Consider the following 24,244-nt stretch of genomic DNA (forward strand, 5'->3'; position numbering starts at 1 on the left):
TCTCTCCGGCAGCGACGCTGAGATGGTGGGCTGAACCGTCACATAATGCCTCGTCCAGAGGTCTTCTGTGCATTGCGACCCGCGATGCCTCTCTACATGAGACGCCCGCCCGGATGGGAAGTGACCAGAGCGGTATCGTCTGCATCGATTGCCTTGGTCACAATGCGCTCCCTGCTTTTCGAGGCCGATCTGCAAAGCAGGGAAGAATTCGGCTTCCCCGTCGCCATGACGGCGAAGCCGCTCTTTTCAGAGACTCTTTGCGAGGCTTTCGAAAAGCACCGCAATGGCTTCAGCGCCCGGGTCGGGAATATCTGCCAGCTGGTCTGCCGGGATATACGAGGCACGGCCAGCGCGGGCTTTCATGCTTCGTGTGGCATCAGCGCCAGCGCGCGCGGCAGTGGCGGCTGCAGCCAGGGACTTTCCGGCATTGAGCGCTTCGATAGCAGGGAGCAGCGCGTCGAGCATGGTGCGGTCCCCCGCATGGGCGCCCCCATAAGCCTGCATCTGAGCAGCGCCTTTCTGCAGACCTTCACGCCAGTTTTCGTCATGCCCCGCTGTCGTGGCAAGGATCGAAAGCAGAACGCCGCTGGAGCCGCCGCTATGCCGCGCCAGCAGGCGTCCGATTGTGGCCAGCAGCTTCTGTGGTGAAGCGAGCGGCAATGAGTCGAGCGCCTTGAGAATCTGTCGGCCAGATTCTGCAAAGGTCGATCCGGCATCACCGTCACCGCATTTGGCGTCGAGGGCGTTCAGTCGCGCCTCATTGGCCAGAAGCGCCTCAGCACCTGTTGTGATCAGCTTGCGCAGGATGGGATCGTCGGAAGGCGCATCGACGAAAGTATCCGGCAGGGCCGGGCAGGGCAGGGTCGCGACGGGCGCGAAATGTGCCAGCCCCGGCCAGGATCGCGGCGCGGCATCGGCCGCAAGGGCAGCGATGAAGGCGGGGTCTGCGGGCAGGGCTGTCAGCGAGAACCCGTTCATGTCGAGCGCGGTCATGAGGGGTGCCGGGCCTATGATCCATTCCGTGCGACCGGCCAGAGACGTGCGTGAAAAACCATCCAGCAGCGCAAAAGCCTCGAGAGGGGGCACGCTGCCGAGCATGTTCAGCAGAACGATGAAGTTACCCTCATCCGGCAGGGATGCTTCAAGCTTGTCTGCCGTGCGCGCCATAAGGGTGTCGAGATTTGCCATGGGGATGCGCTCGACCCCGGCTTCACCATGAATACCAAGCCCGAGTTCTGCCTCGTTATCGGCGAGGCGTGGCTTCTGGTCCGGTGTAAACACATTGCAATCGCTCAGCGCCAGACCGATCGAACTGAGCGAGCCTGCCACCTTGCGGGCAAGAGCGGCGACTTCTGCCAGCGACTGACCTGCTTCAGCGGCTGCTCCAGCGATCTTGTGAACGAGCACGGTGCCCGCGATGCCGCGCGCCTTGTCGGTGCGGCCAAGGGCGATGTCGTCACCGATGATGACCAGATCGACTTTCAGCCCCAGTGCCTTCGCTTGTTCGGCTGCGATGCCGAAATTCAGACGGTCGCCGGTATAGTTCTTGACGATCAGAAGGCAGCCCGCCTCGCCGGTGACAGCCCTGATGGCGGCAAGAATGGCGTCGACACCGGGAGAGGCGAAAAGTTGGCCGCAGACTGCGCCTGTCAGCATGCCCTTGCCGACGAATCCGGCATGTGCGGGCTCATGACCCGAGCCACCGCCGGAGAGCACGGCGACGCGCTCTTTCTGCCAGTCCCTGCGCAGGATGACGTGAATGTCTTCCGCGCCATCCAACCGGCAGAGATCGGCTCCATAGGAGGAGCGCAGCAGGCCCTCCAGCCCTTCTTTCACAATGGTCTCGCGCGTGTTGAAAAACCGCTTCATGCTTCGTCTCCGCGTCAGTTTCCGGGCTTTTGCGCCCTCTATGTCGCTCAGGCCGGTCAGACTAGGAGGGGAAACGGTTCAGGAATATGACATATCGATGTGATGAAAGACACATTGATGTGACATCTGGGCAGCCCCTGATCCTGCCTGAAATCCGGGGGGTCAGCGCGCCTGCGGGACGGGTCATGTCTTGACAGAGAGGCCCCTGTGATCTCGATTTCATTATCGCCAGCTTCGGCCCATCGTTCATGTAAACGATTGGCAGAGGTCAAAGATTTCGTTACGATTACATAAGAAAATTCGTCAACTGGGTCAGGATTACAAAGTTTTGGACATTCCATCCAAGTCACATCACCATCCGCCGCCACAAGTGGATGAGGGCTATCACAAGGATCTGGGGCGACGTCAGGTCCAGATGATCGCCATCGGTGGCGCCATCGGCACCGGCCTGTTCCTCGGGGCAGGGACGAGACTGCAGCAGGCGGGGCCGTCTCTGGCCATCGATTATCTGGTTTGCGGTCTTTTCTGCTTCCTTATCCTGCGGGCCCTTGGCGAACTGGTGATGTATCGCCCGAGCGCGGGCAGCTTCGTCTCCTATGCCCGTGAGTTTCTGGGTGAGAAGGCGGCCTATGCAGCGGGATGGTTGTCCTTCCTGAACTGGGCCATGACCGGCATTGTCGATATCACGGCTGTTGCGCTCTACATGCATTTCTGGGGCACGTTCGATCATGTGCCGCAATGGGTGTTTGCACTCGTGGCGCTCGGCATCGTCGGAACCATGAACATGATTGGCGTACGCTATTTCGGCGAGCTGGAATTCTGGTTTTCGCTCATCAAGGTGGTGGCTCTCGCGCTTTTCCTGATCTTCGGCTGCGTCGTGCTTGGCCTGAAAATGCCCGTTGGTGGCGCTGTCCCCGGTTTTCATCTCATCTCGGAAAATGGCGGCATTTTCCCGCATGGCATCATGCCGGCCCTGTTTCTGATGCAGGGCGTGGTCTTTGCCTATTCGGCCATCGAGCTTGTGGGCACTGCCGCAGGTGAGTGTGCCAATCCGCGTGAGATCATTCCCCGTGCCATCAACAGCGTGATCTGGCGCATCGGCCTTTTCTATGTCGGATCGGTCATCCTGCTGGTCTGCCTGCTGCCCTGGACGGCCTATCACAAGGGTATCAGCCCGTTTGTGACCTTCTTTCAGGCACTCGGTGTGCCACATGTCGATACGGTCATGAACATCGTCGTGCTGACGGCAGCGCTGTCGAGCCTCAATTCGGGCCTTTACTCGACCGGTCGTGTTCTGCGCGCTCTGGCGCTCGGTGGATCAGCCCCGAAGGCGCTCGCCAAGATGAACCGCCAGTCAGTGCCCTATGTCGGCATTCTGACCACGGTTGGCGTCTATCTTGTAGGCGTTGGGCTGAACTATCTCATTCCCGCGCGCGTCTTCGAGATCGTGCTGAATGTGGCAGCCCTGGGTATCATCAGCACCTGGAGCTTCATCCTGATCTGCCAGATACGCATGCGCAAACTGGTCAATAGCGGTGAGATCGAGAGCGCCGGTTTCCGTATGCCGGGTGCGCCCTATACCGCCTGGCTGACTCTCGGCTTTCTGGGCTTTGTGGTTGTGATGATGGCCCTCGACTACCCCGAGGGCACCTACACGGTTATCGCTATACCGTTCATTGGGCTGATCCTGGCCCTTGGCTGGGGGCTGATCGCCCTGAGCCGTCGCAGGGCCTGACCCTGCGACCTGTTCCGCTCAGCCCTTGACGGGCTGGGCGGGTTCAGACGGGAGCTGGCCCTCCCATTTGGCGACCACGGCGGTCGCCAGAGAGTTGCCGACGACATTCGTGGCAGAGCGGCCCATATCCAGAAATGTATCAATGCCGAGAATGAGCAGCACGCCTTCTTCCGGCAGTTTGAACTGGCTGAGTGTCGCGGCAATCACCACCAGAGAGGCACGCGGAATACCCGCCACACCTTTGCTCGTCAGCATCAGCGTGAGCAGCATGATGATCTGCGTGCTCCAGGGCAGGCTGATATCATAGGCTTGCGCGATGAAGATGCTGGCAAAGGTGCAATACATCATCGTGCCGTCCAGATTGAACGAATAGCCGAGCGGCAGCACGAAAGACGAGATCCGGCGTGAAATTGGGAAGCGTGAGAGCTGGTCGAGCATCAGCGGATAGGCGGCCTCTGAACTTGCGGTCGAGAAGGCAAGCAGGAAGGGCTCACGCATCAGCGAGACAAGGCGACGTGCCGGACGCCCGAGAATGAGAAACGCTGCCGCAATCAGGGCGCACCACAGCAGGAAGAGGGCGATATAGAATTCGCCCATGAACTTGCCGTAATTGATCAGAACGCTGAGCCCGTTCGTGGTGATAGTGGCGGCCATGGCGCAGAAGACCGCTACGGGTGCCAGCATCATCACATAGCCCGTCACTTTCAGGATGATATGGGACAGGCTTTCGGTCCATTCCATGACCACACGGGCTTTCTCAGGCATCGAGGCGCAGGCGATACCGAAAAATACCGAGAACACCACGATCTGCAGGATCTCGTTATCGGTCATGGCGCGAAACACGGAATCCGGCACGATATGTTTGACAAAACTGTCGAGCGACATGCCAGCCGTGGCAACCGGCGAGGTTGCAACGCCCTGAAGGCGGTGCATGCCAAGGCCCGGACCGAAGAGATTGACCAGCACCATGCCGAGCGTCAGCGAGAAGAGGGAGGCCGCTACGAACCAGATCATCGCCTTCGCCCCCACGCGCCCCACAGAGGCAGCGTCGGACATGTGGCCAATGCCCACCACCAGCGTCGAGAAAACCAGCGGGGCGATGATCATCTTGATGAGGCGCAGAAAGATGGTCGAGCCGATCGAGAGGTAATGCGCGAAATGCTGCTGCATGACGGTGTCGGCAATAAGCGCATGGGCCGTACCGCCTACGCCGATGCCGAGCAGCATCGCGATGACGATGATCGTGGTCATACTCATGCGCTTCATGGTGATGTTTCTTCCTTCCTGAAGACCGGGCCTTGAACTGATCCGCCAGACAATACGCTATTGCGGCGCAGATCGGGAAACAGCCCATCGGGCAGACCCTGTCCGGTCTGGCAGGGGCTCCCGATGGCTCATGGTCTAGGCCATTACGTCACAGCATATCAAATGACGCTCACGGAACGGGTCGATGGTGACATGGTGGTTTGCAGTGGTTTTCAGGGCTGCAAGCAAATGGCGCGTTGTGAGGGGCAGCGATCTCGGTAATATGAAAACCAAGCGTGGCAACACAGCGGTCGGGCCGCGTCGGAGGGTAATAGCGTGATCCAGAATGCAATCTCGGTGGTGGTCGGCCTGATTTTGGGGCTGTTTACCCTGATCGTTTCCGTGATCGCCGTGATCGAAGAGGCCGCCAGAAAAGGCCTTGTTGCGCTGGGCATCCCTCATCAGGTGCAGACGGCGCTTCTGGCTCTGCTGCTGCTCCTGCTTGTCGTGGGCTCTTTTCGTCTCTTCGGGCGTCTTTTCGGGGTGTTGATCGGGGTTGTTCTGGTCGCGTTGCTCCTGCACGCGCTGTTTGCCCCTGAGACGACTGCGGTCGCGTTCTGACGCCTGCCATCGGTGAGTGCCCTGGAGGGGGCGGGTCAGGCAAAGCCCGGGTTCTGTGGTGATCATGAAATAATGGTGTCCGCGGCGGGATTCGAACCCACGGCCCCAGGATTCATCCCACTTCGGCTTTCGCCGCCGACAGGGCGGGCAGAGCGCCCGGCATGCCGTTCGTGGTCTGGACTGTCTCTTCACCATGGCCCGGCAAGCCGGACGACAGGTGCTGCCCGTACAGTCTCTACACCTTCACCGCTCTTTTCAGAGAGGCGCTTGGCTCGGGATTGGCACGGCGTATTGCCAGAGCTTTCCCCGAATTTGAGCAGATCCACCATGACGTTTCCGACCATGGCGCCCAATTTTTAGGAATCCTGTGCTCTATCCTGCTGAGCTACGCGGACCACCATAGCCATTCTAGGGGGCACACGCAGGCTAGGCAAGCGCCGGGCTTTCAAATTTTTCTGTTCCCTATCATCGGTTGCAATAATGATAAGTCAAACTAAGATTGTTTCTTGTAGTAAGTCTCCTGCCCGGTGGACGTCGGGTATGTAGAGATGTTCTGTTTGTGAGGGACGAAAGATTTACTGCGTCTTGTCCCCCAAGGGGCCATTGTCGACAAGCACAGTCCCGGTATTACCGTCTTTCCCTCGACTGCGCGCGATGTTGAAGTGTGAAATACGTTTCGTAAAAAATCCGGGATAGAAATGTGATATAAGGCTTTAAGAAGTGAAAGCGTGAAGTAATGTTCGATCTGGCCCTCCGTGGTGTTGCTAAAACTGATTCCACCCTGCTGCGTTTGCGACTTATCGGTCGCATGGAAGCGACAACGCTTACTGGCGAAAGTGTGCTTCCTGTCGGCGGAAAGACCAAGGGCCTGCTCGCCATACTTGCGTTGTCGGATCGTAAACCCGTTGCGCGGTCGCATCTGGCCGAGTTGCTCTGGAGCCGTCGCCCTGATGATCTGGCGCGTGCGTCATTACGTCAGGAAATTCATCGCCTTCTTGACGCCCTGAGCCCGCTTGGTGTCGATGTGATCGATGTCCAGCGTCACACACTTGCCCTCAAGCCTGCGCTGACCTCGGTCGATGTCGAGCGAATTCTCAATGGTGGTAAGTCCATCCTGCGCGAATTGCCGCCGCCGAGTGAGGTTCTGCTTGGTGAACTTAATGGCATCGATCCCGCTTTCAATGAGTGGATCGAAGGGCAGCGTACGCGCCTCAATCGTCATATCTATCAGCTTTTCGAGAGTGCGTTGCGCACGCAGGTCGATCCGGATGCGATCCTTGAGACGGCCGACCACCTGCTGCTGCGCGACGGTCTGAACGAAGCCGCCTGGCGCGCGCGTATCCAGGCCTGGGTGACCAAGGGCGAATATGCCCAGGCCGCAGCGCTGGGTGATCAGGTCGTTCAGCTTTTCCAGGATCAGCTTGGCACGGTGCCAGGCCCGGCAACGATGGGGCTGGTTCGTGGGCTGCAGGAACGAATCGCTTTCGATTCCTATGCCAAGTCGCATCATGGTGCGTCTCCCGAGGCCGATCCTGCCCTGATTCATGCCGACCGCCATGCTGAAAGCGTAGGCCTTTTTGCCGCGGCGGGAGGGGAAGGCTCGTTTTTATCGGCTGGCCCGCCACTGCGCACGCTGGGCTCGATTGCCGTCGCACCGATCAAGGCGACGGGGGGCGAGCATGCCGAGGCCCTTGCGGCAGAGCTGACGGAACGTCTCGAGGTGAAGCTGGTAGGCCTGCAGACCTTCACGGTCGTGCCTTTTCCCGAGACTCCCCAGGGAGAGACTGGGCCGCTTCTGGGTAATACCCATAATCCGGGCACCGATTACGTCATTTCGGGTCTGGTACGTGCCAATTGCGCGCATGACGAGACGTCAGAAGGCTATGTGATCATCAGATTGCTGAGCCTGCGTCAGGAAGGAAGCGTTGTCTGGGCAGATCGTTTCGAACTGCCGAAGGATACACGCGCCCAGCGCGCGCTGCTTTTCTACGTCATGAAGTCGCTGCAATGGTCCCTGTTCCTCTCGGAGGGACAGCGGATGATGTCGCGTCCGATTGCAGAGCTCTCTGCTTTCCAGATGGCTATCAGGGCGTTGACCCTGCTGCTGCGCTGCGATGTCACGCTGTCGGGTGAGGTGAGCGAACTCGCCGAGCGCGCCTATCAATCCGATCAGGAATCGGTTTTCGTCCTGTATGTGCGGTCGCTCATCCGCTTCTTCCTCTATCAGGATAACTGGTCCGGCAGCGCGCAGGAGGAGATGGAAGAGATCGCCTCTGCGGCCGGTTATGTCGCGATCCAGCTTCGGGCGAACCCGCTTGGCGTCTGGCTTTCCATGATCACCCGCACCTTTACGCCGGGGCAGTTGGACGAGGCGAAGGCGCTGACGGCCGAATATACCGGTGCGGGCGGGGTCTTCCCCGCGATTGCGATCTCGCCGTCCATCCATGCGCTCAGGGCAACCCAGGCCCTGCTGTCGGGAGAAAAGGCCAGCGCGCTGGAAGAAATCCAGCAGTTCCGCGCCTTGCGCGCCTCGCAGCCTTTCGCCGTGCTGTCCGAACCGTTCAGCATTCTCGTGCTCGAACTGTCCGGCAATGCAGAAGAGGCGCGTCAGGCCGGTGCGGCTTTTGTCAGCCTTTATCCGAGAAGTGCGGCTGGCGTGCTGTACTATCTTGTTGCGCTTGCCGCGCAGGGCGTGGGTGAAGAGGCCGAGCGCGTAAAGCGTCATCTTCTGCGTCTGGTGCCGGAAGTGACCATCGCCGGTGTCCTCTCACGCCATGCCTATCTGCCTGACAGCATGCAGGCATGGCTGCGCGAGATGCTTGAACGCGTCAGTATCCCCAAAGGATAAAGCTGTTGCCCCGCTTGGCGTGACCGGGCGGGCGCGATATGAACTGTTTTCAGCGCCGGACGCGGGTATCGCGATCGGGGATTTCGACACGCGGCCAGTGCCAGTCTAATAGGGACATCATGACTCCTCGTTTGCAGCCGATTGCCCCTCCTAATGCGCCTGTCAGGGCGCCCCTCTCTCTGGGACGGTTCCTTCCCGTTCTGCCGCTTTGCGCCCTGATGGCGCTCAGCGCCTGTGGCGGTGGTCGCGACCCGGACAGCCTGACCCAGCCCCGCAACCATCTCCTGGGCGTCGATCGTGGCGCGACAGGCGGTGACGACGAGCTCAAGGGTGGCGTGAATGCCTATCTCTGGCGTGGTGCGATCGATACCCTGTCTTTCATGCCCTTCGCATCGGCCGATGCCAATGGTGGCGTGATCCTGACAGACTGGTATCAGCCGCCGGCCAGCACCAACGAGCGGTTCAAGATTGCGGCCTATATTCTTGACCGTCGTCTGCGCTCCGACGCGCTGCGCGTCTCGGTTTTCCGTCAGGAAAAGCAGGGCACGGAATGGGTTGATACCCCTGTGGCGCCCAACACGACCTCTGACATCACCACCCGTATTCTCGCTCGCGCGCGTCAGCTTCGTGCCGATAATGGCAACCGGGATTAATTCCCGGCCTTTCGACGTAAACGCGACCGGAACAAACGATAGAAGATCATGACGGAACAAGAGACACTCGGCTACGATTTCGACAAGGCCGAGCCCAAATGGCAAGCCAGATGGGATAGCGCGCGCGCTTTTGCAGCGGAGGATCATCCCGCTGCCGACAAGCCGAAATATTATGTGCTCGAGATGTTTCCCTATCCGTCTGGTCAGCTCCATATGGGCCATGTGCGCAACTATGCGCTTGGCGATGTGGTGGCGCGCTACAAGCGTGCGCGCGGTTTTTCGGTGCTGCATCCGATGGGCTGGGATGCGTTCGGCCTCCCTGCAGAGAATGCGGCGCGCGAACGCGGCGTGCATCCTGGACAGTGGACGCTCGACAACATCGCCGCCATGCGTGGCACGTTGCAGCGTCTCGGTTTCTCGCTCGACTGGGAACGTGAAATTGCCACCTGCCTGCCAGAATATTACGGGCATCAGCAGAAGCTTTTTCTCGATATGTGGCGCAAGGGCCTGGTCGAACGTCGTGAATCGGCGGTCAACTGGGACCCCGTGGACAACACGGTGCTGGCCAATGAGCAGGTGGTCGATGGGCGCGGCTGGCGTTCAGGCGCGCTGATCGAGAAGAAGCGCCTGTCGCAGTGGTTCCTCAAGATCACCGATTTTGCTGCCCCCCTGCTAGAAGGGCTGGACAAGCTCGATCGCTGGCCTGCGCGCGTGCGCGTCATGCAGGAACGCTGGATTGGCCGTTCGGAAGGGGCACGCGTGCGCTTTGCGCTTCATGCGCCGCCGGAAGGGTTCGATGTCGATCTGGACTCTGTCGAGGTGTTCACCACACGCCCCGATACCCTTTTCGGCATGAGCTTTGTTGCCATTGCGGCAGATCACCCGCTTGCCGCCAAGGTGGCGCAGGATAACGAAGGCGCGCGCGCGTTCATTGAGGAATGCCAGCGCCTCGGCACGTCTGAAGAGGCGATCGAAGCTGCCGAAAAGCGTGGCTTCGATACGGGGCTGCGCGTCAGCAACCCGTTTGCCCCTGACGAGACGGTACCGGTCTGGATCGCCAATTTCGTGCTTATGGATTACGGCACGGGCGCCGTGTTCGGCTGCCCTTGCGGCGATCAGCGCGATCTCGATTTTGCCCGTAAATATGATCTGCCCGTGCGCCCCGTCATCCTGCCGACAGGTCAGGAAGAAAGCAGCTTCACGGTCGGCAAGACCGCCGTCACGGGTGATGGCACACTGATCAATTCCGGCTTCCTCGACGGGTTGAGCACGGCAGAAGGCAAGCGCAAGGCCATCGAACGCCTCGAAGGAATGGGCATTGGCCGTTCAGTCGTGAACTGGCGCCTGCGCGACTGGGGCATTTCGCGCCAGCGTTACTGGGGCTGCCCGATCCCTGTCGTGCATTGCGAGTCCTGTGGCGCAGTGCCGGTGCCTGATGACCAGTTGCCGGTCAAGCTGCCAGATGATGTGACGTTCGACCGCCCTGGCAACCCGCTCGATCATCATCCGAGCTGGAAACATGTCGCCTGCCCGCAATGCGGGGCTGCGGCGCGGCGTGAGACCGACACCTTCGATACGTTCGTCGATAGCTCCTGGTATTTTGCACGGTTCACGGCGCCCCATGCCTCGACACCGACAGACCCGATCGCAGCCAATTCCTGGCTGCCGGTCGATCAGTATATCGGCGGCATCGAACACGCGATCCTGCATCTGCTTTATGCGCGCTTCTTCACGCGTGCCATGCATGAAACGGGACATCTCGATCTCGACGAGCCTTTCGGCGGGTTGTTCACTCAGGGCATGATCACCCATGAGAGCTATCGCGACGAGAATGGCTGGCTGGCGCCGGAAGATGTCGTGCGCTCGGGCGATGGCTATGTGCGTCGTGACAATGGTGGCCCGGTGCAGCTCGGTCGTCTCGAGAAAATGTCCAAATCCAAGCGCAATACGGTGTCGCCGGTCGCGATCATCGAGCGTTTCGGCGCCGATACGGCGCGCTGGTTCGTGCTGTCTGACAGCCCGCCGGAACGCGATATGGAATGGACCGAGGCCGGTGTCGCGGCGTCGGCCCGTTTCGGCCAGCGTCTCTATCGTCTGGTCCAGGCCGTTGCCGCCTCGGTTCCACAGGGTGCCACTTTTGCCGAGGGCGGGCGCAGCCTGCGTCAGGCGACGCATCGCACCATCAAGGCCGTAACCGAAGCCCTGGAAGGGTTTACGCCCAATGTGGCTGTGGCACGTTTGCATGAACTGAGCGCAGCGCTTTCCGAAGCCGAGAAAACGGATGAGGAAGGGATCGGTGCAGCCCGTCGCGAAGCCGCTATGGCACTGGCGCTTCTCATTGCGCCGATGATGCCCCATCTGGCCGAGGAAATGGTGGCGCTGCTCGAGCCGGAAAGCGCGATGGTTGTTGAGCGTGCCTGGCCGGTTGCGCTTGAGGAGTTCCTCGCGCTCGACAGTATCACGCTTGGCATCCAGATCATGGGCAAGCTGCGCGGCACAATTCAGGTGCCGCCTGATGCGCCCTCTGATATGGTCCTGCCTCTCGCCGAGGCCGAGCCGAATGTGGCGCGGATGCTCGAAGGCAAGCGGATCGTCAAGCGCATCCACGTGCCGAACCGTATCGTCAATTTCGTGGTGGCAGGCTGATTTCATGCGTCGTTTCGTTCTGCTTGCCTCTCTGGCCTTGAGCGGCTGTGGTTTTCAGCCGCTTTACGGAAGCAACGGGGCAGGCGGGGCGCGCGTCATGCATGAGTTGCAGCGCATCTACGTTGCCAGAATCCCCGAACGTCAGGGGCAGGAACTGCGTCTGGCGCTGCAGGAGCAGCTTGGGGGCGCCAGCACCAAGGCGCCTGATGGCTACACGCTGAATGTGAGCTTTGGCGTCAATCAGTCAGCCATCGATATTCACAGCGACAATACCTCGGGTCGGTATCGCGAGCTTGGCACGGCCCATTGGCGTCTGTGGACCGTCGAGCCGTCGCCCAAATTCCTTGCCGAGGGTGATGTATCGACGCTTGATGGGTTCAATGCGACCTTCGAGCAATATCTTGCCCAGACACTCAATGACGAGACGGTCAGGGCGCGTATTGCCGAAACCCTTGCTGGCGCCATTCGCCAGCAGATTGCGACCTGGTTCAAGACGCAGATCAAGCCTTCTCGCAATAATCCGAGCGAGATACCGTCCTATTTCGATCCGACAGCCATGCCGACCAAGGATGGACAGCCTTATGAAAAGGCCGGTCCTGACGGCTTCCCCGCAGCGGCGACGGGTCGCACAGACATGAACAGCCAGAACGACGACTGATCGCGCATGAAGATCGATGCCCGTTCGACTGCGCGTACACTTGCCGAAATCGGCAAGTGGCGCGGGGTTCTGCTTTACGGCGATGATCTGGGGCTGATCCGCGAGCGCGCCGCGCAATGCGTGCGTCAGGTTGCTGACTCGCTTGATGATCCGTTCCGTGTGGCCCTGCTTGATCAGGAGCAGCACGGTCGCGTGGAAGAAGAAGTCGGTGCGCTCTCACTCATCGGCGGGCGTCGCGTGGTCTGGGTGCGTGATGCACAGGATGCGCTGCTTCCTCGTGTGACTTCTGCCTTGGCCATCGATAGCGATACCGTGCTGGTGATCGAGGCCCCCGGCCTTGCATCACGCGCCAAACTGCGCAGCGCTCTCGAAGCCCATCCGAAAATCGCCTCGATCGGCTGCTATCCTGAAGAGGGCCGTACACTGATCGCCTCACTGAGCGATCTTTTTCGCGATGCTTCTGTGGCGGTCGACCGGGAGGCGCTGTTCTGGCTTTCTTCCGTTCTGGGCGCCGATCGGGCGGCGGTGCGCAGCGAGGTCGAAAAACTCGTGCTCTATGCGGGGGAGGGCGGCAAGCTCTCGCTCGATGATGTGCAGGATTGTATCGGTGATTCGGCCAATGCCACGCTCGATGATGCGACGACCGCTGCCATGGCAGGTGACCGCGCTGTGGCTGATATCGCGCTCGAGCGGGCCCTTGCCGATGGTCTCTCTCCCATAGCCCTCGCGCGTGCTTGCCTTTCCCTGATGACGCGACTTCAGCGCGTGCTCGACTGGATGGATGAGGGAAAATCGCGCCAGGAAGCCATCAAGCTGCTCAAGCCGCCCGTCTTCTTCAAAAAGATGGACAGTTTTACCAAGGCCCTCGAGCGTTGGGATGGCGCGGGATTGAGGCGGGCCTGCGAAGCGGTGCAGGGGTTCGAACTTGCCTGCAAACAGACCGGTTGCCCCGATCTCGCCCTGTCACGCCGTCTGATCGCCCAGCTTTGTCTCGGTCCGCGATCATTCCTGCGTTGAAATTATGCCGTGGTTCTGCCACGGCTGAGAGTGCCGTATTCAGACAGGGGGAGGTTATCCGATCAGTCGTCTCTGCTTCATCCTCCTGTCGCAGGCCTTGATGCCAAAGCAAGCTGCTAAGGCTTGGTGCGTGGTATGATTTTCTCTGCGACCGGAAGATTTCTGTACCGCCGGAAAAGCGCTGCGGCCGCGTTGGGCATGCTGCTTGTTCTCATCCTCTGCGCTCTTTCAGCGCCGCTTTACGCAAGAATCGTCGGGGTCGACCCGATGGAATCCTCTCTGGCGGGTACGGTGCTGCGCGACGGGAAGCGTGTCGATATCATGCAGCCCAATAACAACCCGCTTCATCTGGGCCTGTCTCCTATCGGGCCGTCATGGCGATGGGGGGCTTATGCGCTTGGGGCAGATTCCCAGGGGCGCGACATTGCCGCACGTCTGCTTTACGGTGCGCGGGCGTCACTTCTGATCGCTTCCTCCGCGGCCTGTCTCTGTCTTGTCATGGCGACGTTTTGCGGATTGCTGGCCGGTTATTGCGGTGGCTGGATCGATATCATCATCTCCCGGGCGCTCGATATTCTCTGGGCTGTGCCGGTTTATCTCTTTGCCATCAGCCTGAGCGTCGTGACGGTCGGCCATGATCTGTCTTTCGGGCCGTTTCACGTGCAACCCGATAGTCTGTTGCTGCCCATAGGTATTATCGCGCTCATCTACGTGCCTTATGCCGCAAGGCCCATCAGAGCCCGCACCCGGAGCCTGTCGAGTGCCGGTTTCGTGCTGGCCGCACGCGGGCTTGGGGCGTCGTCGCTGCGCATCGTGTTTCGCGAGATCCTGCCTCTTCTGGCGGAGACGGTGCTGGTTCTTTCTCCCCTCATCATGGCGCTCTGCCTGCTTGCCGAGTCAGCGTTGTCATTTCTGAGTCTGGGCGTGCAGGCCCCTGCCGCGTCCTGGGGGAGCCTGATCCATGATGGCGAGGGGCTGATCTATAGCCGCCCCGTTGTGGCGATCGCGCCCGGTGTTGCCATCATCCTGACTGTGCTCGCGCTCAACGCGCTGGGTGACGCAGCTCAGGCCGAACTTCGTGCGCGGGGCAGAAGATGAAGGGCATTGTCTCGCGTCTTGGCCAGATGGTGCTGGTACTTTTCGGCATCTCGGTGCTGGTCTTTGCGGTGTTCTTTGCAACACCCGGCTCCGATCCCTCGGTGCGCATTGCAGGAAGAGGGGCCAGCCCTGAGGTCATAGAGCGGGTGCGCCATGCCTATGGTTTCGATCGTCCGCTGCCCATGCGCTATCTGACGATGATGGACCATCTTTTCATCTCCAGAAACCTGACCTCCTATGTCAATCACGGCCAGAATGTCGTGTCCGAAGTGTTCGCAGCGGCGCCCGTCACGCTTTCTCTCGTGCTCTGGGCGGCCCTGTTCTGGGTCGCAGGCGCCCTTGTTTTCGGTCTGATCGGTGCGGCGTTTCAGGGTGAGTGGATCGATCGTCTGGTCTCCCTGCTCGCATTGATCGGTCTGTCGATCCCGGTTTTCTGGCTGGGAGAAATGGTCAATCTGGTGAGCCAGAGCCGTTTTCATGACAGCTGGCTTTTCAGCTGGGTGCCGCCGCTGGGCTATGTGCCGTTCATGACCAGTCCTCTTGGCTGGGCCAGGGCCCTGATCCTGCCCGCCATGACACTCGCTGTCGCTTTCATCGGTCTCTACAGCCGTGTGCTTCGAACCGATCTGCTGACAGCCATGCAGGACGATGCGCTTCGCACGGCGCGCGCGAAGGGCGTCGGGCCGTGGCGCCTCTGGTTCTGCCATGCCCTGCGCCTTTCCGGGCTGAGCGCGCTCTCCCTTTTCGGTCTCGATTTTGCGCAGTTGCTGGGCGGTGGCGCCTTGCTGATTGAGGTGGTGTTCGCCTTGCCCGGTGTCGGGCATCTCACCTATCAGGGCCTGAGCACGCTCGATCTGCCCCTGATCATGGCGACAGTGCTCTATGCCGCTTTCTTTGTGGTCATCGCGAATGCCCTGATCGACGGGCTTTACCGCCTGCTGGACCCACGCATGGGAAGGGGGTCTCATGACGGGTGAGGCACTTCTCAGCGTGGCTGATCTTCGCCTGCGGCATCGACAGGCAGGAATTCTGCTCGATGGGGTGTCCCTGACCGTCAAACGGGGCCAGATACTGGGTGTGGTGGGGGAGTCCGGCTCAGGCAAGAGCCTGACGGGGCTCAGCGTGCTGGGTTTGCAGCCCCAGGGCCAGATCAGCGGCACCCTGAGGTTTGACGGCGAAGATCTGACCCGTTTTTCTTCCCGTGACTGGCGTCGGTTTCGGGGTCGTCGCGCCGCCATGATCTTTCAGGATCCGATGACGGCTTTTCTGCCGGTGCGGCGCATCGGCCCACAGATTGTCGAGCAGATAAGAGTGCATACCACGCTTTCGCACCAGGCAGCGCAAGAGCGTGTGGTGTCGCTTCTGGGGCGCATGGGCGTGCCGTCGCCCGAGCAGACGGCGCAGCGTTTTCCGCATGAGCTTTCCGGTGGTCTGCGTCAGCGCGCGATGATTGCCATGGCGCTCTCCTGCGATCCCGAGCTTCTTATCGCAGATGAGCCGACAACGGCGCTGGATGTAACGGTTCAGACCCAGATCCTCACCCTTCTCAAGGAGATCGGCGCGCGCCAGGCCAGCGTCATGCTCATCACGCATGATATGGGCGTAGTGGCGCAAAGCTGCACCGATGTGGCCGTGCTCTATGCCGGCGTGGTGATTGAAACAGGCCCGGTCGCGGACGTGCTCCAGGCGCCGCTCCACCCCTATACAAAAGCCCTCCTGCGCGCCATTCCGCCCATGACTGGCCCACGGCCAGAGCGCCTTCCGGTCATTGACGGGGTGCCACCCTCACCGGATACGCGTCCTGTGGGCTGCGTGTTCGCGCCACGCTGCCCGCAAGTCATGCCTGACTGCGCCATCCGTCCACCCATGCGGGGGGAAGGGGCGCACCGTGCAGCCTGCGTGCTGGTGCCATGAAGACGCTTCTTCAGGCGAAAAATGTCGCAAGAATCTACAAGCTCGGCGGTGGCGCTGCCCTGCGTGCCGTCGATGGTATTTCTCTCGCTTTGGCGCGCGGCGAGACGCTGGCCCTCGTGGGCGAGTCCGGCTGTGGCAAATCCACGCTAGGCCGACTTCTCATGGGGTTCGACCGCCCGGATAGCGGCGAGATCCTGTTCGATGGCCAGGATCTCGCACAATGCTCCGCACGAGAGCAGCGCGCGCTGCGAGGTCAGTTGCAGATGGTCTTTCAGGACTCCGCCTCGGCTTTCAACCCGCGCTGGACCATTGGCAGCGCGCTTGCCGAGCCCTTTCGCATTCACGGGCGCCCCTGGTCTCGCCAGAGTCTTGAAACCCTGCTCGACCGTGTTGGCCTCTCGGCAGCATTCTTCGACCGCTATCCCGCGGCTCTTTCGGGTGGCCAGCGTCAGAGGCTCAATATCGCCCGCGCGATCGCCCTGTCGCCGCGCCTGATCGTGGCGGATGAGCCGGTTTCGGCACTCGATGTCTCGGTTCAGGCGCAGATCGTCAATCTCCTGCGTCAGCTTCAGGCCGATCTCGATCTGGCCTGCCTGTTCATCTCCCACGACCTTGCCGTGGTGCGTCAGATTTCAGACCGCATTGCGGTCATGTATCTTGGCGCAATCGTGGAGGAGGGCGAGACGCTCGCGCTGCTCGCGGCACCGTCACATCCCTATACGCTTGCCCTTGTCGAGGCTGTGCCTCAGCCGGGAAAACCGCTGGGAACGCCCCTGCAAGGCGACGTGCCGAGCCCCCTTTCGCCGCCGACAGGATGCCGCTTTCACACGCGCTGCCCTGTGGCCCAGCCGCGTTGTGCGGTTGATCGGCCGGAATTGCGGGAGCGGCCGGGCCAGCGCCGCGTGGCGTGTCATTTTCCGCTTGTGTAAGGGTGATGCGGGGCGCCGCCCCGCGCCCCGGAAAGGGGCACACCCCTTTCATCCCCCTGGATAGGGTTCCGCAGGGTGTCGCCTTTCGTGGCGGTTCGGGGCGAGACCCTGAGGCAGTATCAGAAGCGCTGGGAGATACCCGTCAGGATCGTGCGGCGCAGTCCGTATTGCGGGGCGCCGACACCGATGCCCGAGCCATCACGGATTTCATAGGTCTTGTCGAAGAGGTTCAGCACATCCAGGCGCAGTTCGGTGCGCTTGAGGAACGGCACACGGAACAGATCCCTGAAGGACTGAACGAGAGAGAGATTGAACGTCGCGTAGATCGGCACGGAGCGGCCATTCGGCACGGTGCCATCTGCACGCAGTCCGCTGCCATAGACCATGGAGGCTGAAATCCGTGTCGGGTGGCCTGTATGGTAGAAGAAGGAGTAGCTGCCACCTGCCGAGGCCGTCCAGCGCTGGTCATGATCGAGATGGATCCAGCGATGCTGGATATAGGCCAGATCGTCGGGGTCCATGGTCCATTGGGCTGTGGTGATATCCTTGCCGATGGCGCGTGACCAGGAGGCATTGCCGTAAAGAGAAAGTGGCCCGTGCTCGTAATTGGTCGAAAGCTCGTAGCCATTCACCTGACCGCGTCGGTAGTTGAAGGCTGAGAGGATGATCGGTGCCCCAAACTGGCCCTCATCGATCATGTTCTTGGCGAGCTTCACATAGGCGTCGAATGAGGCATGCCAGCCGGGCAGGAGAGACTGGGTGACACCTGCGTCGAAATAATGGTCACGCTCGGCCTTCACAGTGTTGTTCTGCAGCGTCTGGGGCTCGTTGGACGTGCCGACATATTTGCTGAGCGAGGTATTGGCCACGAGCTCGAAAGGCGGCGGTGTGAAATAGCGGGAATAACCGGCATGAAGCACGCCGCCACGCCAGGCGCGCCAGACGATATTGATGCGCGGGCTCACCTGCTTGGCGTGTGTGTATTCATCAACCCCATCGAAACGCAGACCGTAATTGATGGTCAGGTCGCGCACCGGACGCCATTCATCCTGGGCGTAGAGCCCATACATCCAGCCCGTGCGCCCGCTGCCGTCATGCACATTGGTGGTGCTGCCGTCATAGATTGGCGTGCCGTCATCCTCGGCGCCTGTCTGCTGATAGACGATGGAATCCGTCTTGGAGCTGTTGCGCTCGACATAGACCTGATAGCCGAAGCGCACCGTGTGTTTTGGCGTCGCCTTCCAGGTCACGTCCGTCTGCGAGCCGGTCGAGAAGACAGAGCGTGCGGCGTGCTGGCTGATGCCGTTGTAAACCAGATCGCCCAGCGGGTCCGGTGAATAGCCGAGCGAGGAGTAACGGGTGATGATCGAGCTCTGGAGGCTGATCTTGCCCATGTCCTTCTGCAGCGACAGGATGCCGAAATCGGTGATTTCCTTCTGGCGCTCGTTCAGGCTGGCGCTATCGACGCTGCCATAGACCTGCTGCGACAAAGCGGAATCGAGAAAGCTGGGATTGGCGAACTGGCGCTGCTGTCCCGGATTATTAGGCAGCTGATATTGCGCGTTCGAAACGCCTCCGGTCAGGCTGATACGGGTGTTTTCGTCCGCCGTGTACCGCAGATGGCCCAGCGCATGGTACTGGTTGCTCAGATCATGGATGGCGTTGAAGCTGGGGGTCGGGTTCTCGACGCCCACACGATTATGCACGAAATCGCCGGTCGCGAAGAAATCCCATTTGCCCGCATGACCGCCATATTGCAGCGACGGGAAGAAATAGTCGCGTGCGCCCCCATAGATAGACGCATCGCCACCGGGATCGGCGCTGCCATTCTTGGTGGTGATATCGATCACGCCAGCCTGCAGAAACCCGTATTCGCTGGGCAGGGCCCCTGTGGTGAGCGACGCCGAATGAGCAAAGCGCGTCATGAGCGCCTGGCCGAAAACGCTGAGCCCTTCAGGCAACTGTACGCCATCGAGACGGAACTGCACCTCGTTATGGTCACCACGCACATGGATCTGGCCAAAACTGTCCTGCGCGACGCCGGGGGCCTGAAGCAGAAGAGTGTTGAGCGGGGCGTTGTCACCCCCCGGATTGGTTTCGATATCGCGACGTGTGAAGCGATAGGTCGTGGCACCGGTTGAGGATTGCAGCGCCGAGCGGATCTCATCAAGGCGCGCGTTGACGATGATGTGCTCCTCATGAGTGGCCTCGACCGAGGCCGGGGCCGTCTGGTCGCCATCGAAAGAGGTGCGCGACGCCTGATCGGTGGAACGCGCTGCGCCTTGTCCGGTCGTGCCCTGTGACGGCGAGACCGGAGCCTTTTTTGCCTGCTTCGTTTCAGGCAGCGGGGTCGAGGCAGGCGTGGTGGTCGTGTCGCTCGTCTGGGCACGGGCGGGCAGGGTAAGTGCCAGAACCGAGCAGGAGAGGAGCAGGCTGGACGACCACAGGGATCGGGGAGACATCATGACAATCCAAGGGCTGGAAGCGAAACAGATCGATCTCGTTCCTATTGTGTATGATATAACATAACAATCCTTCGCGGCGTTCTCCGCCCATATTGTGTCAGAGCGTGACAAATTGGCGACAGGGCTGGCGCTGTGAAAAGCGTTTTAATCGGGGAGCCTGCGTGACGATGGGGCGTTCAGCCCTGATCCGTCCACGCTTCTGCCAAGGTGCCATGCCATGAAACGCCGGTCCTTTCTCTCTGCTGCCTCCTGCGCGCCTCTTCTCGGTATGACGGGGGAGGCAGAGGCAAGCGGCAATGCCGATGACGGCACCAGCTCGTCAGGCGTATTCGATATCGTGGCCGAATTTACAGGGCCGGGGCCATCGGGTGTGGCGGTGCTGCCCGACGGACGCCTTTTTGTCAGCTTCCCCCGCCATGCTGACAACCACCCCGGCGCGACGCTGGGAGAGGTGAAAAATGGCAAGATCATTCCCTATCCTTCCGCAGAAGTAAGCCTCCCCTCAAATCGCGCTCCGGCTGACAGGCTGATGTCAGTGCATGGGCTCGCGCTCGACAGTCAGAACCGGCTCTGGCTCATTGATGACGGCAAGCTGGCCAAGCACGATATCCCCGAAGGGGCGGCGAAGATCATCTGCATCGATCCGGCCACGGACAAGATCGTGCATCGCATCGTGCTCAAGGCGCCTGCGATGCGGCCTGACAGTCATATGAATGACCTGCGCGTGGCCTTGTCTGTGGGCGAGAAGGGGACGGTATTCGTGACGGATTCATCCTTTGGCACGGAGCCTGCGCTTGTGGTGGCCGATATCGCCACTGGCGAAGCGCGACGGGTGCTGGCCCATCACCCTTCCACCCAGGCAGTGGAGGGCTTCATGGCGATCGTTGAAGGGGAACCAAGGCGCTATATTCCCCATCACCCGCAGATGGTTTCAGGCGGGGCAGACGGCATCGCCCTGCCCAGCGATGAATCGCGGCTTTACTATTCGCCGCTCACCAGCCGCCGTCTTTACAGCCTGCCGACCAGGGCGCTTGCAGACAAGGCTCTCGATGATCAGGCCCTCGGGGCGCTGGTGCGTGATGAGGGTGAAAAAGGCACGGCAGACGGGTTGTGCTTCGACCGGCATGATCGTCTCTATACGACCAATTACGAGCATGACTGCATCCTGCGCCGGGACCCGGATGGGTCCTTTGCGATGGCGGTGAGGGATCCACGCATCCTTTCGCCCGACGGCATCTGCGCCACGAAGGACTGGATCTATTGCACTCTTGGCCAGTGGAATCGTCTGCCGTCGTTCAATGAGGGGCAGAACCGCCGCAGGCCGCCCTATCTACTGATACGTTTTCCCGTTGAGCCGCTCACGCCGCTTAACGCGGCGCCAGAGGCGCTCCGGAAATAGACAGTGGGCACGAGGCTTCCGGCGTCGCCGGGTGGGATGCGTAACGCTGCGTATCCCTGATGAACTGAAAACCGAGCAGAGACGCAAAGAAAACGTGTAGGGAGGAAGAAGGCAGGGCGCAGGGCAGGCAATGACGGTTGTTGCGGTATTTCTGACAGTCTGGGCCTTGATGGCTGCATCGGACGAAACGCCGACAGGGCGTTTGCTGCACCGCCTGATGGTCGTCATGCCAGCCCGGATGCTTAACCGGATCACGCATCTGCACGTCCTTATTGCGGTCGCTGTCATCGGGCTTGGCGCAGTTTTCGCGTGGTACGGTCGAGGCGACGGGATACGTGTTGCTGCCAGCGCCCTGCCAGATGCCGTTGTCTGGCTCACGACGTTTGAGGTCAGCACCTATCTGGACGTGGTGATGATGCTTGCCACCGCCTCGGCCCTGATGCGGTTTCGACATCTCTGGTCATCCATGCTGAACGTGAAAGCGCGTCTTCTGATGCGACTGAAGACCAGGCGAAAACGCCCCCAGTGAATACAGGCAGGATCGGTCTCTCCGCTTTTCGGTCCATGATGATGAGCATGAATCGGAGAGCGGTTTTCGGGAAACAGACCGTCAGTGCCCGGAGAGCAGCAAAGACGATCAGTCATTTGCCAGCAAGAGAGCCCTGAGGACCGAGCGTCAGCCGAAAAAGAGCCCTGAAACGAGAAAGGGCCGGATCGCATCACGATCCGGCCCTTCGCAAAAACCTGTCAGCGCTCTCAGGAGGCTGACGGCGTCCCGTTCTGCTCGCTGGTGTGCTGGTCGACCACGCCCGGCAGGAACTGGGCCAGTGCCGGAAGCAGGGCGCCTGCGGGCAGGCCTGTCTTTGAAACCAGCATCTGGATCTGCTCGTCGGTCAGAAGCGCACGCAGTTCGTCAGCGGAAATCGGCAGGTTCTCACCCGAGCCGATCCATGACCGTACCTTGTCTTCGAGACCGACCTTGCGCGCCTGATCGACCAGCATCTGCAGGCCTTGCTCGCTGGTGAGATACTCACCAAGGCCACCGCCGAGCTTTTCCCTGAGCTTGTCACCCATGGAACCGAGGGCGGAATTGATCATGGAACCGAAAAAACCGCTCAAACCTTGTCTCCCGTTTCTGGCCCGGCCCGGAGATTTCAGGCCGAGCGTCGTGTTTCCTTGTCGATCTGCGGCATCTCGATATCGATTTCCAGAACCGAGCAGCCATCGAGGCCGCCATCGAGCTTGACCTGCACCTTGTCCTGATCGACCGCGACATGACGCTTGATCACTTCAAGGATCTCGCGATGTAACTGGCTGATCAGTTCGGAGTTGCCATTTCCCGACCGCTCATGGGCCAGCAGGATCTGCAGGCGATCACGGGCGACGGCGCTGGTGTTGCGTTTGGTGAAAAGACCGAACAGGCTCATGCGACCCTCTTCTTGAACAGCCAGTCGAGCAACCCCTTGCGCTCAATCGGGATCTGTATTTCGAGCTTCTCGCCCTGCAGGCGGCGCGCTGCATCGAAATAGGCGCGCGCCGGAGCGGATTCAGGATTCGAAAGCGTGACGGGCGAGCCGACATTCGAGGCGCGCAGCACTTCCTCGCTCTCGGGAACGATGCCGAGCAGCGGGATGGACAGGATCTCCAGCACGTCTTCCGTGTTCAGCATCTCACCCTTGGCGGCACGCGACGGGTCATAACGGGTCATGAGCAGGTGCTTTTCGACCTTCTCGCCGTTCTTGGCCTTTTCCGTCGTGCTATCGAGCATGCCGATGATGCGATCGCTGTCACGCACCGAGCTGACTTCGGGGTTGGTCACGACCACGGCCACATCGGCATGGTACATGGCCATCTGTGCGCCACGCTCGATACCGGCCGGGCTGTCGCAGATGATCCAGTCGAATTTCTCACGCAGTTCGTCGATGACCTGCGCCACGCCTTCGGCGGTCAGGGCATCCTTGTCGCGCGTCTGCGAGGCCGGGAGGATCGAGAGCGTTTCGCAGCGCTTGTCACGGATAAGCGCCTGCGACAGCTTGGCATCGCCCTGAACGACATTGATGAAGTCGAACACGACGCGGCGCTCGGCACCCATCACCAGATCGAGATTACGCAGACCGACATCGAAATCGATCACGACGACATTCTGTCCCGACTGGGCTAGAGCGGCACCCAGTGCTGCTGTCGTGGTCGTCTTTCCGACCCCGCCCTTACCGGAAGTGACTACCAGCACCTTGGCCATGTGCGCTCCACCAAAACTTTAACGGTAACTACCGCAATCCCGATGGTGCGGCGTCGCAATCTTAATGAGGAAAGGGTTTGCGCCGCAATCTCTTGCGCGCAAATAGTTCCCTTCAGGGGAGTTTTGTTACTGTAACACGATCTTCCGAGAGCAGGGCCTGCGCCGGTTGATCATGAATCTCCGCGTCCATTTCTTCGGCAATCATGTAAAAACCATCGATCGCCAGCAATTCAGCCTGCATGCGGGCAGCAAAGATACGCGCATTCGGCTGACCGCCCACGCCTGCGATGGCGCGCCCGCGCAGCGCGCCATAAACATGGATCGACCCGCCAGCGACCAGTTCGGCGCCAGAGGCGACCGAACCGATGACCACGACATCGCCATCCAGATGCATGATGCTCTGGCCCGAGCGTATGGCCCGGTCGATGATGAGGCTTTCAGCACGCTGGGGTGCTGCTTCGACCGGCGCCTGGGCCTCACCCTCGGCTTCGGGAAACTCGACGGCGCCGCTTGCGCGCCCACCTTCGAGCGATGCCGGCCAGTCCCATGCCGCGAGGGCCGGCCAGCTGCGGTCAGCCCCCTCGATACCGATCATGTGGATGCTGCGCTCTTTCAGCGCTGTCTGGAGGCCTTCGAGCCCTTCGGCATCCTGTGTCACGAGGCCGAGATCGAGAATGACGGGGCGGCCGGCAAAAAATCCGACAGAGCGGGCGATCTGGTTGTCGAGCCCCTCGAGCCATGCATCGAGCGGCGCTTCGGGAGACAGGACGAGCGCCAGAAAGGAACGCCCGCGTGCCCTGATGCGCATCGGCGCTCTGGCGGGGGCAGGGTCGAGATCGGCGCTTGTCGTCTGGTCTGTCATCGTCTGGGAACGCTCTGAGGGCTCATGAACGGGAATTCGGTCGGTC

The 24,244-nt window shown here is 60.7% G+C and carries 20 protein-coding genes; 13 read left to right on the plus strand and 7 right to left on the minus strand.

Annotated elements, in window-relative coordinates; genetic code table 11:
- Positions 1-246: 246 nt before the first annotated feature.
- Positions 247-1,869: a dihydroxyacetone kinase subunit DhaK gene (locus tag AA105894_RS14505; protein ID WP_267312388.1), complete on the minus strand. Its 1,623-nt coding sequence runs from the start codon at positions 1,867-1,869 to the stop codon at positions 247-249.
- Positions 1,870-2,197: 328 nt separating this feature from the next.
- Here AA105894_RS14505 and AA105894_RS14510 point away from each other — a divergent pair, with 328 nt between their 5' ends.
- A complete protein-coding gene (locus AA105894_RS14510) occupies positions 2,198-3,604 on the plus strand; it encodes an amino acid permease (RefSeq protein ID WP_267312389.1) in 1,407 nt (468 codons plus the stop codon).
- 18 nt (positions 3,605-3,622) lie between these two features.
- Here AA105894_RS14510 and AA105894_RS14515 read toward each other — a convergent pair whose 3' ends face one another.
- Positions 3,623-4,870, minus strand: a complete 1,248-nt coding sequence (locus AA105894_RS14515; RefSeq protein ID WP_267312390.1) for a dicarboxylate/amino acid:cation symporter — start codon at positions 4,868-4,870, stop codon at positions 3,623-3,625.
- 315 nt (positions 4,871-5,185) lie between these two features.
- Here AA105894_RS14515 and AA105894_RS14520 point away from each other — a divergent pair, with 315 nt between their 5' ends.
- From AA105894_RS14520 to AA105894_RS14565, 10 genes are all read left to right on the plus strand, one after another.
- On the plus strand, positions 5,186-5,470 hold the full coding sequence (locus AA105894_RS14520; RefSeq protein WP_267312391.1) for a hypothetical protein: 285 nt from the start codon (positions 5,186-5,188) through the stop codon (positions 5,468-5,470).
- Between the two features lie 736 nt (positions 5,471-6,206).
- Entirely contained in the window at positions 6,207-8,318 is a 2,112-nt protein-coding gene (locus tag AA105894_RS14525) for a hypothetical protein (protein ID WP_267312392.1), read from the plus strand.
- 119 nt (positions 8,319-8,437) lie between these two features.
- Positions 8,438-8,971, plus strand: a complete 534-nt coding sequence (locus tag AA105894_RS14530; protein WP_267312393.1) for a DUF3576 domain-containing protein — start codon at positions 8,438-8,440, stop codon at positions 8,969-8,971.
- Between the two features lie 48 nt (positions 8,972-9,019).
- Positions 9,020-11,617: a leucine--tRNA ligase gene (leuS, locus tag AA105894_RS14535; RefSeq protein ID WP_267312394.1), complete on the plus strand. Its 2,598-nt coding sequence runs from the start codon at positions 9,020-9,022 to the stop codon at positions 11,615-11,617.
- Positions 11,618-11,621: 4 nt separating this feature from the next.
- Entirely contained in the window at positions 11,622-12,275 is a 654-nt protein-coding gene (locus AA105894_RS14540) for a hypothetical protein (protein ID WP_267312395.1), read from the plus strand.
- Between the two features lie 6 nt (positions 12,276-12,281).
- Positions 12,282-13,292 (plus strand): DNA polymerase III subunit delta, encoded by a 1,011-nt coding sequence (gene holA, locus AA105894_RS14545; RefSeq protein ID WP_267312396.1) that lies wholly within the window; start codon positions 12,282-12,284, stop codon positions 13,290-13,292.
- 198 nt (positions 13,293-13,490) lie between these two features.
- On the plus strand, positions 13,491-14,390 hold the full coding sequence (locus AA105894_RS14550; RefSeq protein ID WP_267312397.1) for an ABC transporter permease: 900 nt from the start codon (positions 13,491-13,493) through the stop codon (positions 14,388-14,390).
- The gene (locus AA105894_RS14555; RefSeq protein ID WP_267312398.1) at positions 14,387-15,367 is read left to right on the plus strand and encodes an ABC transporter permease; all 981 of its coding nucleotides are present in this window, start codon (positions 14,387-14,389) and stop codon (positions 15,365-15,367) included. The genes AA105894_RS14550 and AA105894_RS14555 overlap by 4 nt, the downstream gene beginning before the upstream one ends.
- Entirely contained in the window at positions 15,357-16,304 is a 948-nt protein-coding gene (locus AA105894_RS14560) for an ABC transporter ATP-binding protein (RefSeq protein WP_267312399.1), read from the plus strand. Before AA105894_RS14555 ends, AA105894_RS14560 begins: the two co-directional genes overlap by 11 nt.
- Complete coding sequence (locus tag AA105894_RS14565) at positions 16,301-17,233, plus strand: ABC transporter ATP-binding protein (protein ID WP_267312400.1); 933 nt, start codon at positions 16,301-16,303, stop codon at positions 17,231-17,233. The genes AA105894_RS14560 and AA105894_RS14565 overlap by 4 nt, the downstream gene beginning before the upstream one ends.
- A gap of 119 nt (positions 17,234-17,352) precedes the next feature.
- On the opposite strand, the gene AA105894_RS14570 is transcribed toward AA105894_RS14565, so the two are convergent.
- Positions 17,353-19,698, minus strand: coding sequence for a TonB-dependent receptor (locus AA105894_RS14570; RefSeq protein ID WP_267312401.1), 2,346 nt, complete (start codon positions 19,696-19,698; stop codon positions 17,353-17,355).
- A gap of 217 nt (positions 19,699-19,915) precedes the next feature.
- Between AA105894_RS14570 and AA105894_RS14575 the strand changes: the two genes are divergently transcribed.
- Together AA105894_RS14575 and AA105894_RS14580 are read left to right on the plus strand one after the other, a co-directional pair.
- The gene (locus AA105894_RS14575) at positions 19,916-21,097 is read left to right on the plus strand and encodes an SMP-30/gluconolactonase/LRE family protein (protein WP_267312402.1); all 1,182 of its coding nucleotides are present in this window, start codon (positions 19,916-19,918) and stop codon (positions 21,095-21,097) included.
- Positions 21,098-21,227: 130 nt separating this feature from the next.
- Complete coding sequence (locus tag AA105894_RS14580; protein WP_267312403.1) at positions 21,228-21,626, plus strand: hypothetical protein; 399 nt, start codon at positions 21,228-21,230, stop codon at positions 21,624-21,626.
- A gap of 227 nt (positions 21,627-21,853) precedes the next feature.
- Here AA105894_RS14580 and AA105894_RS14585 read toward each other — a convergent pair whose 3' ends face one another.
- From AA105894_RS14585 to minC, 4 genes are all read right to left on the minus strand, one after another.
- Entirely contained in the window at positions 21,854-22,318 is a 465-nt protein-coding gene (locus AA105894_RS14585) for a YidB family protein (RefSeq protein ID WP_373316788.1), read from the minus strand.
- Positions 22,252-22,524 (minus strand): cell division topological specificity factor MinE, encoded by a 273-nt coding sequence (gene minE, locus AA105894_RS14590; RefSeq protein ID WP_127100476.1) that lies wholly within the window; start codon positions 22,522-22,524, stop codon positions 22,252-22,254. Before minE ends, AA105894_RS14585 begins: the two co-directional genes overlap by 67 nt.
- Positions 22,521-23,336, minus strand: a complete 816-nt coding sequence (gene minD / locus AA105894_RS14595) for a septum site-determining protein MinD (RefSeq protein ID WP_188426084.1) — start codon at positions 23,334-23,336, stop codon at positions 22,521-22,523. Before minD ends, minE begins: the two co-directional genes overlap by 4 nt.
- 112 nt (positions 23,337-23,448) lie before the next feature.
- Positions 23,449-24,198 (minus strand): septum site-determining protein MinC, encoded by a 750-nt coding sequence (minC, locus tag AA105894_RS14600; RefSeq protein WP_267312405.1) that lies wholly within the window; start codon positions 24,196-24,198, stop codon positions 23,449-23,451.
- Positions 24,199-24,244 lie beyond the last annotated feature (46 nt).

The organism is Asaia spathodeae NBRC 105894 (genome assembly GCF_025994195.1).
GTDB classification, from domain to species: Bacteria; Pseudomonadota; Alphaproteobacteria; order Acetobacterales; family Acetobacteraceae; genus Asaia; species Asaia siamensis.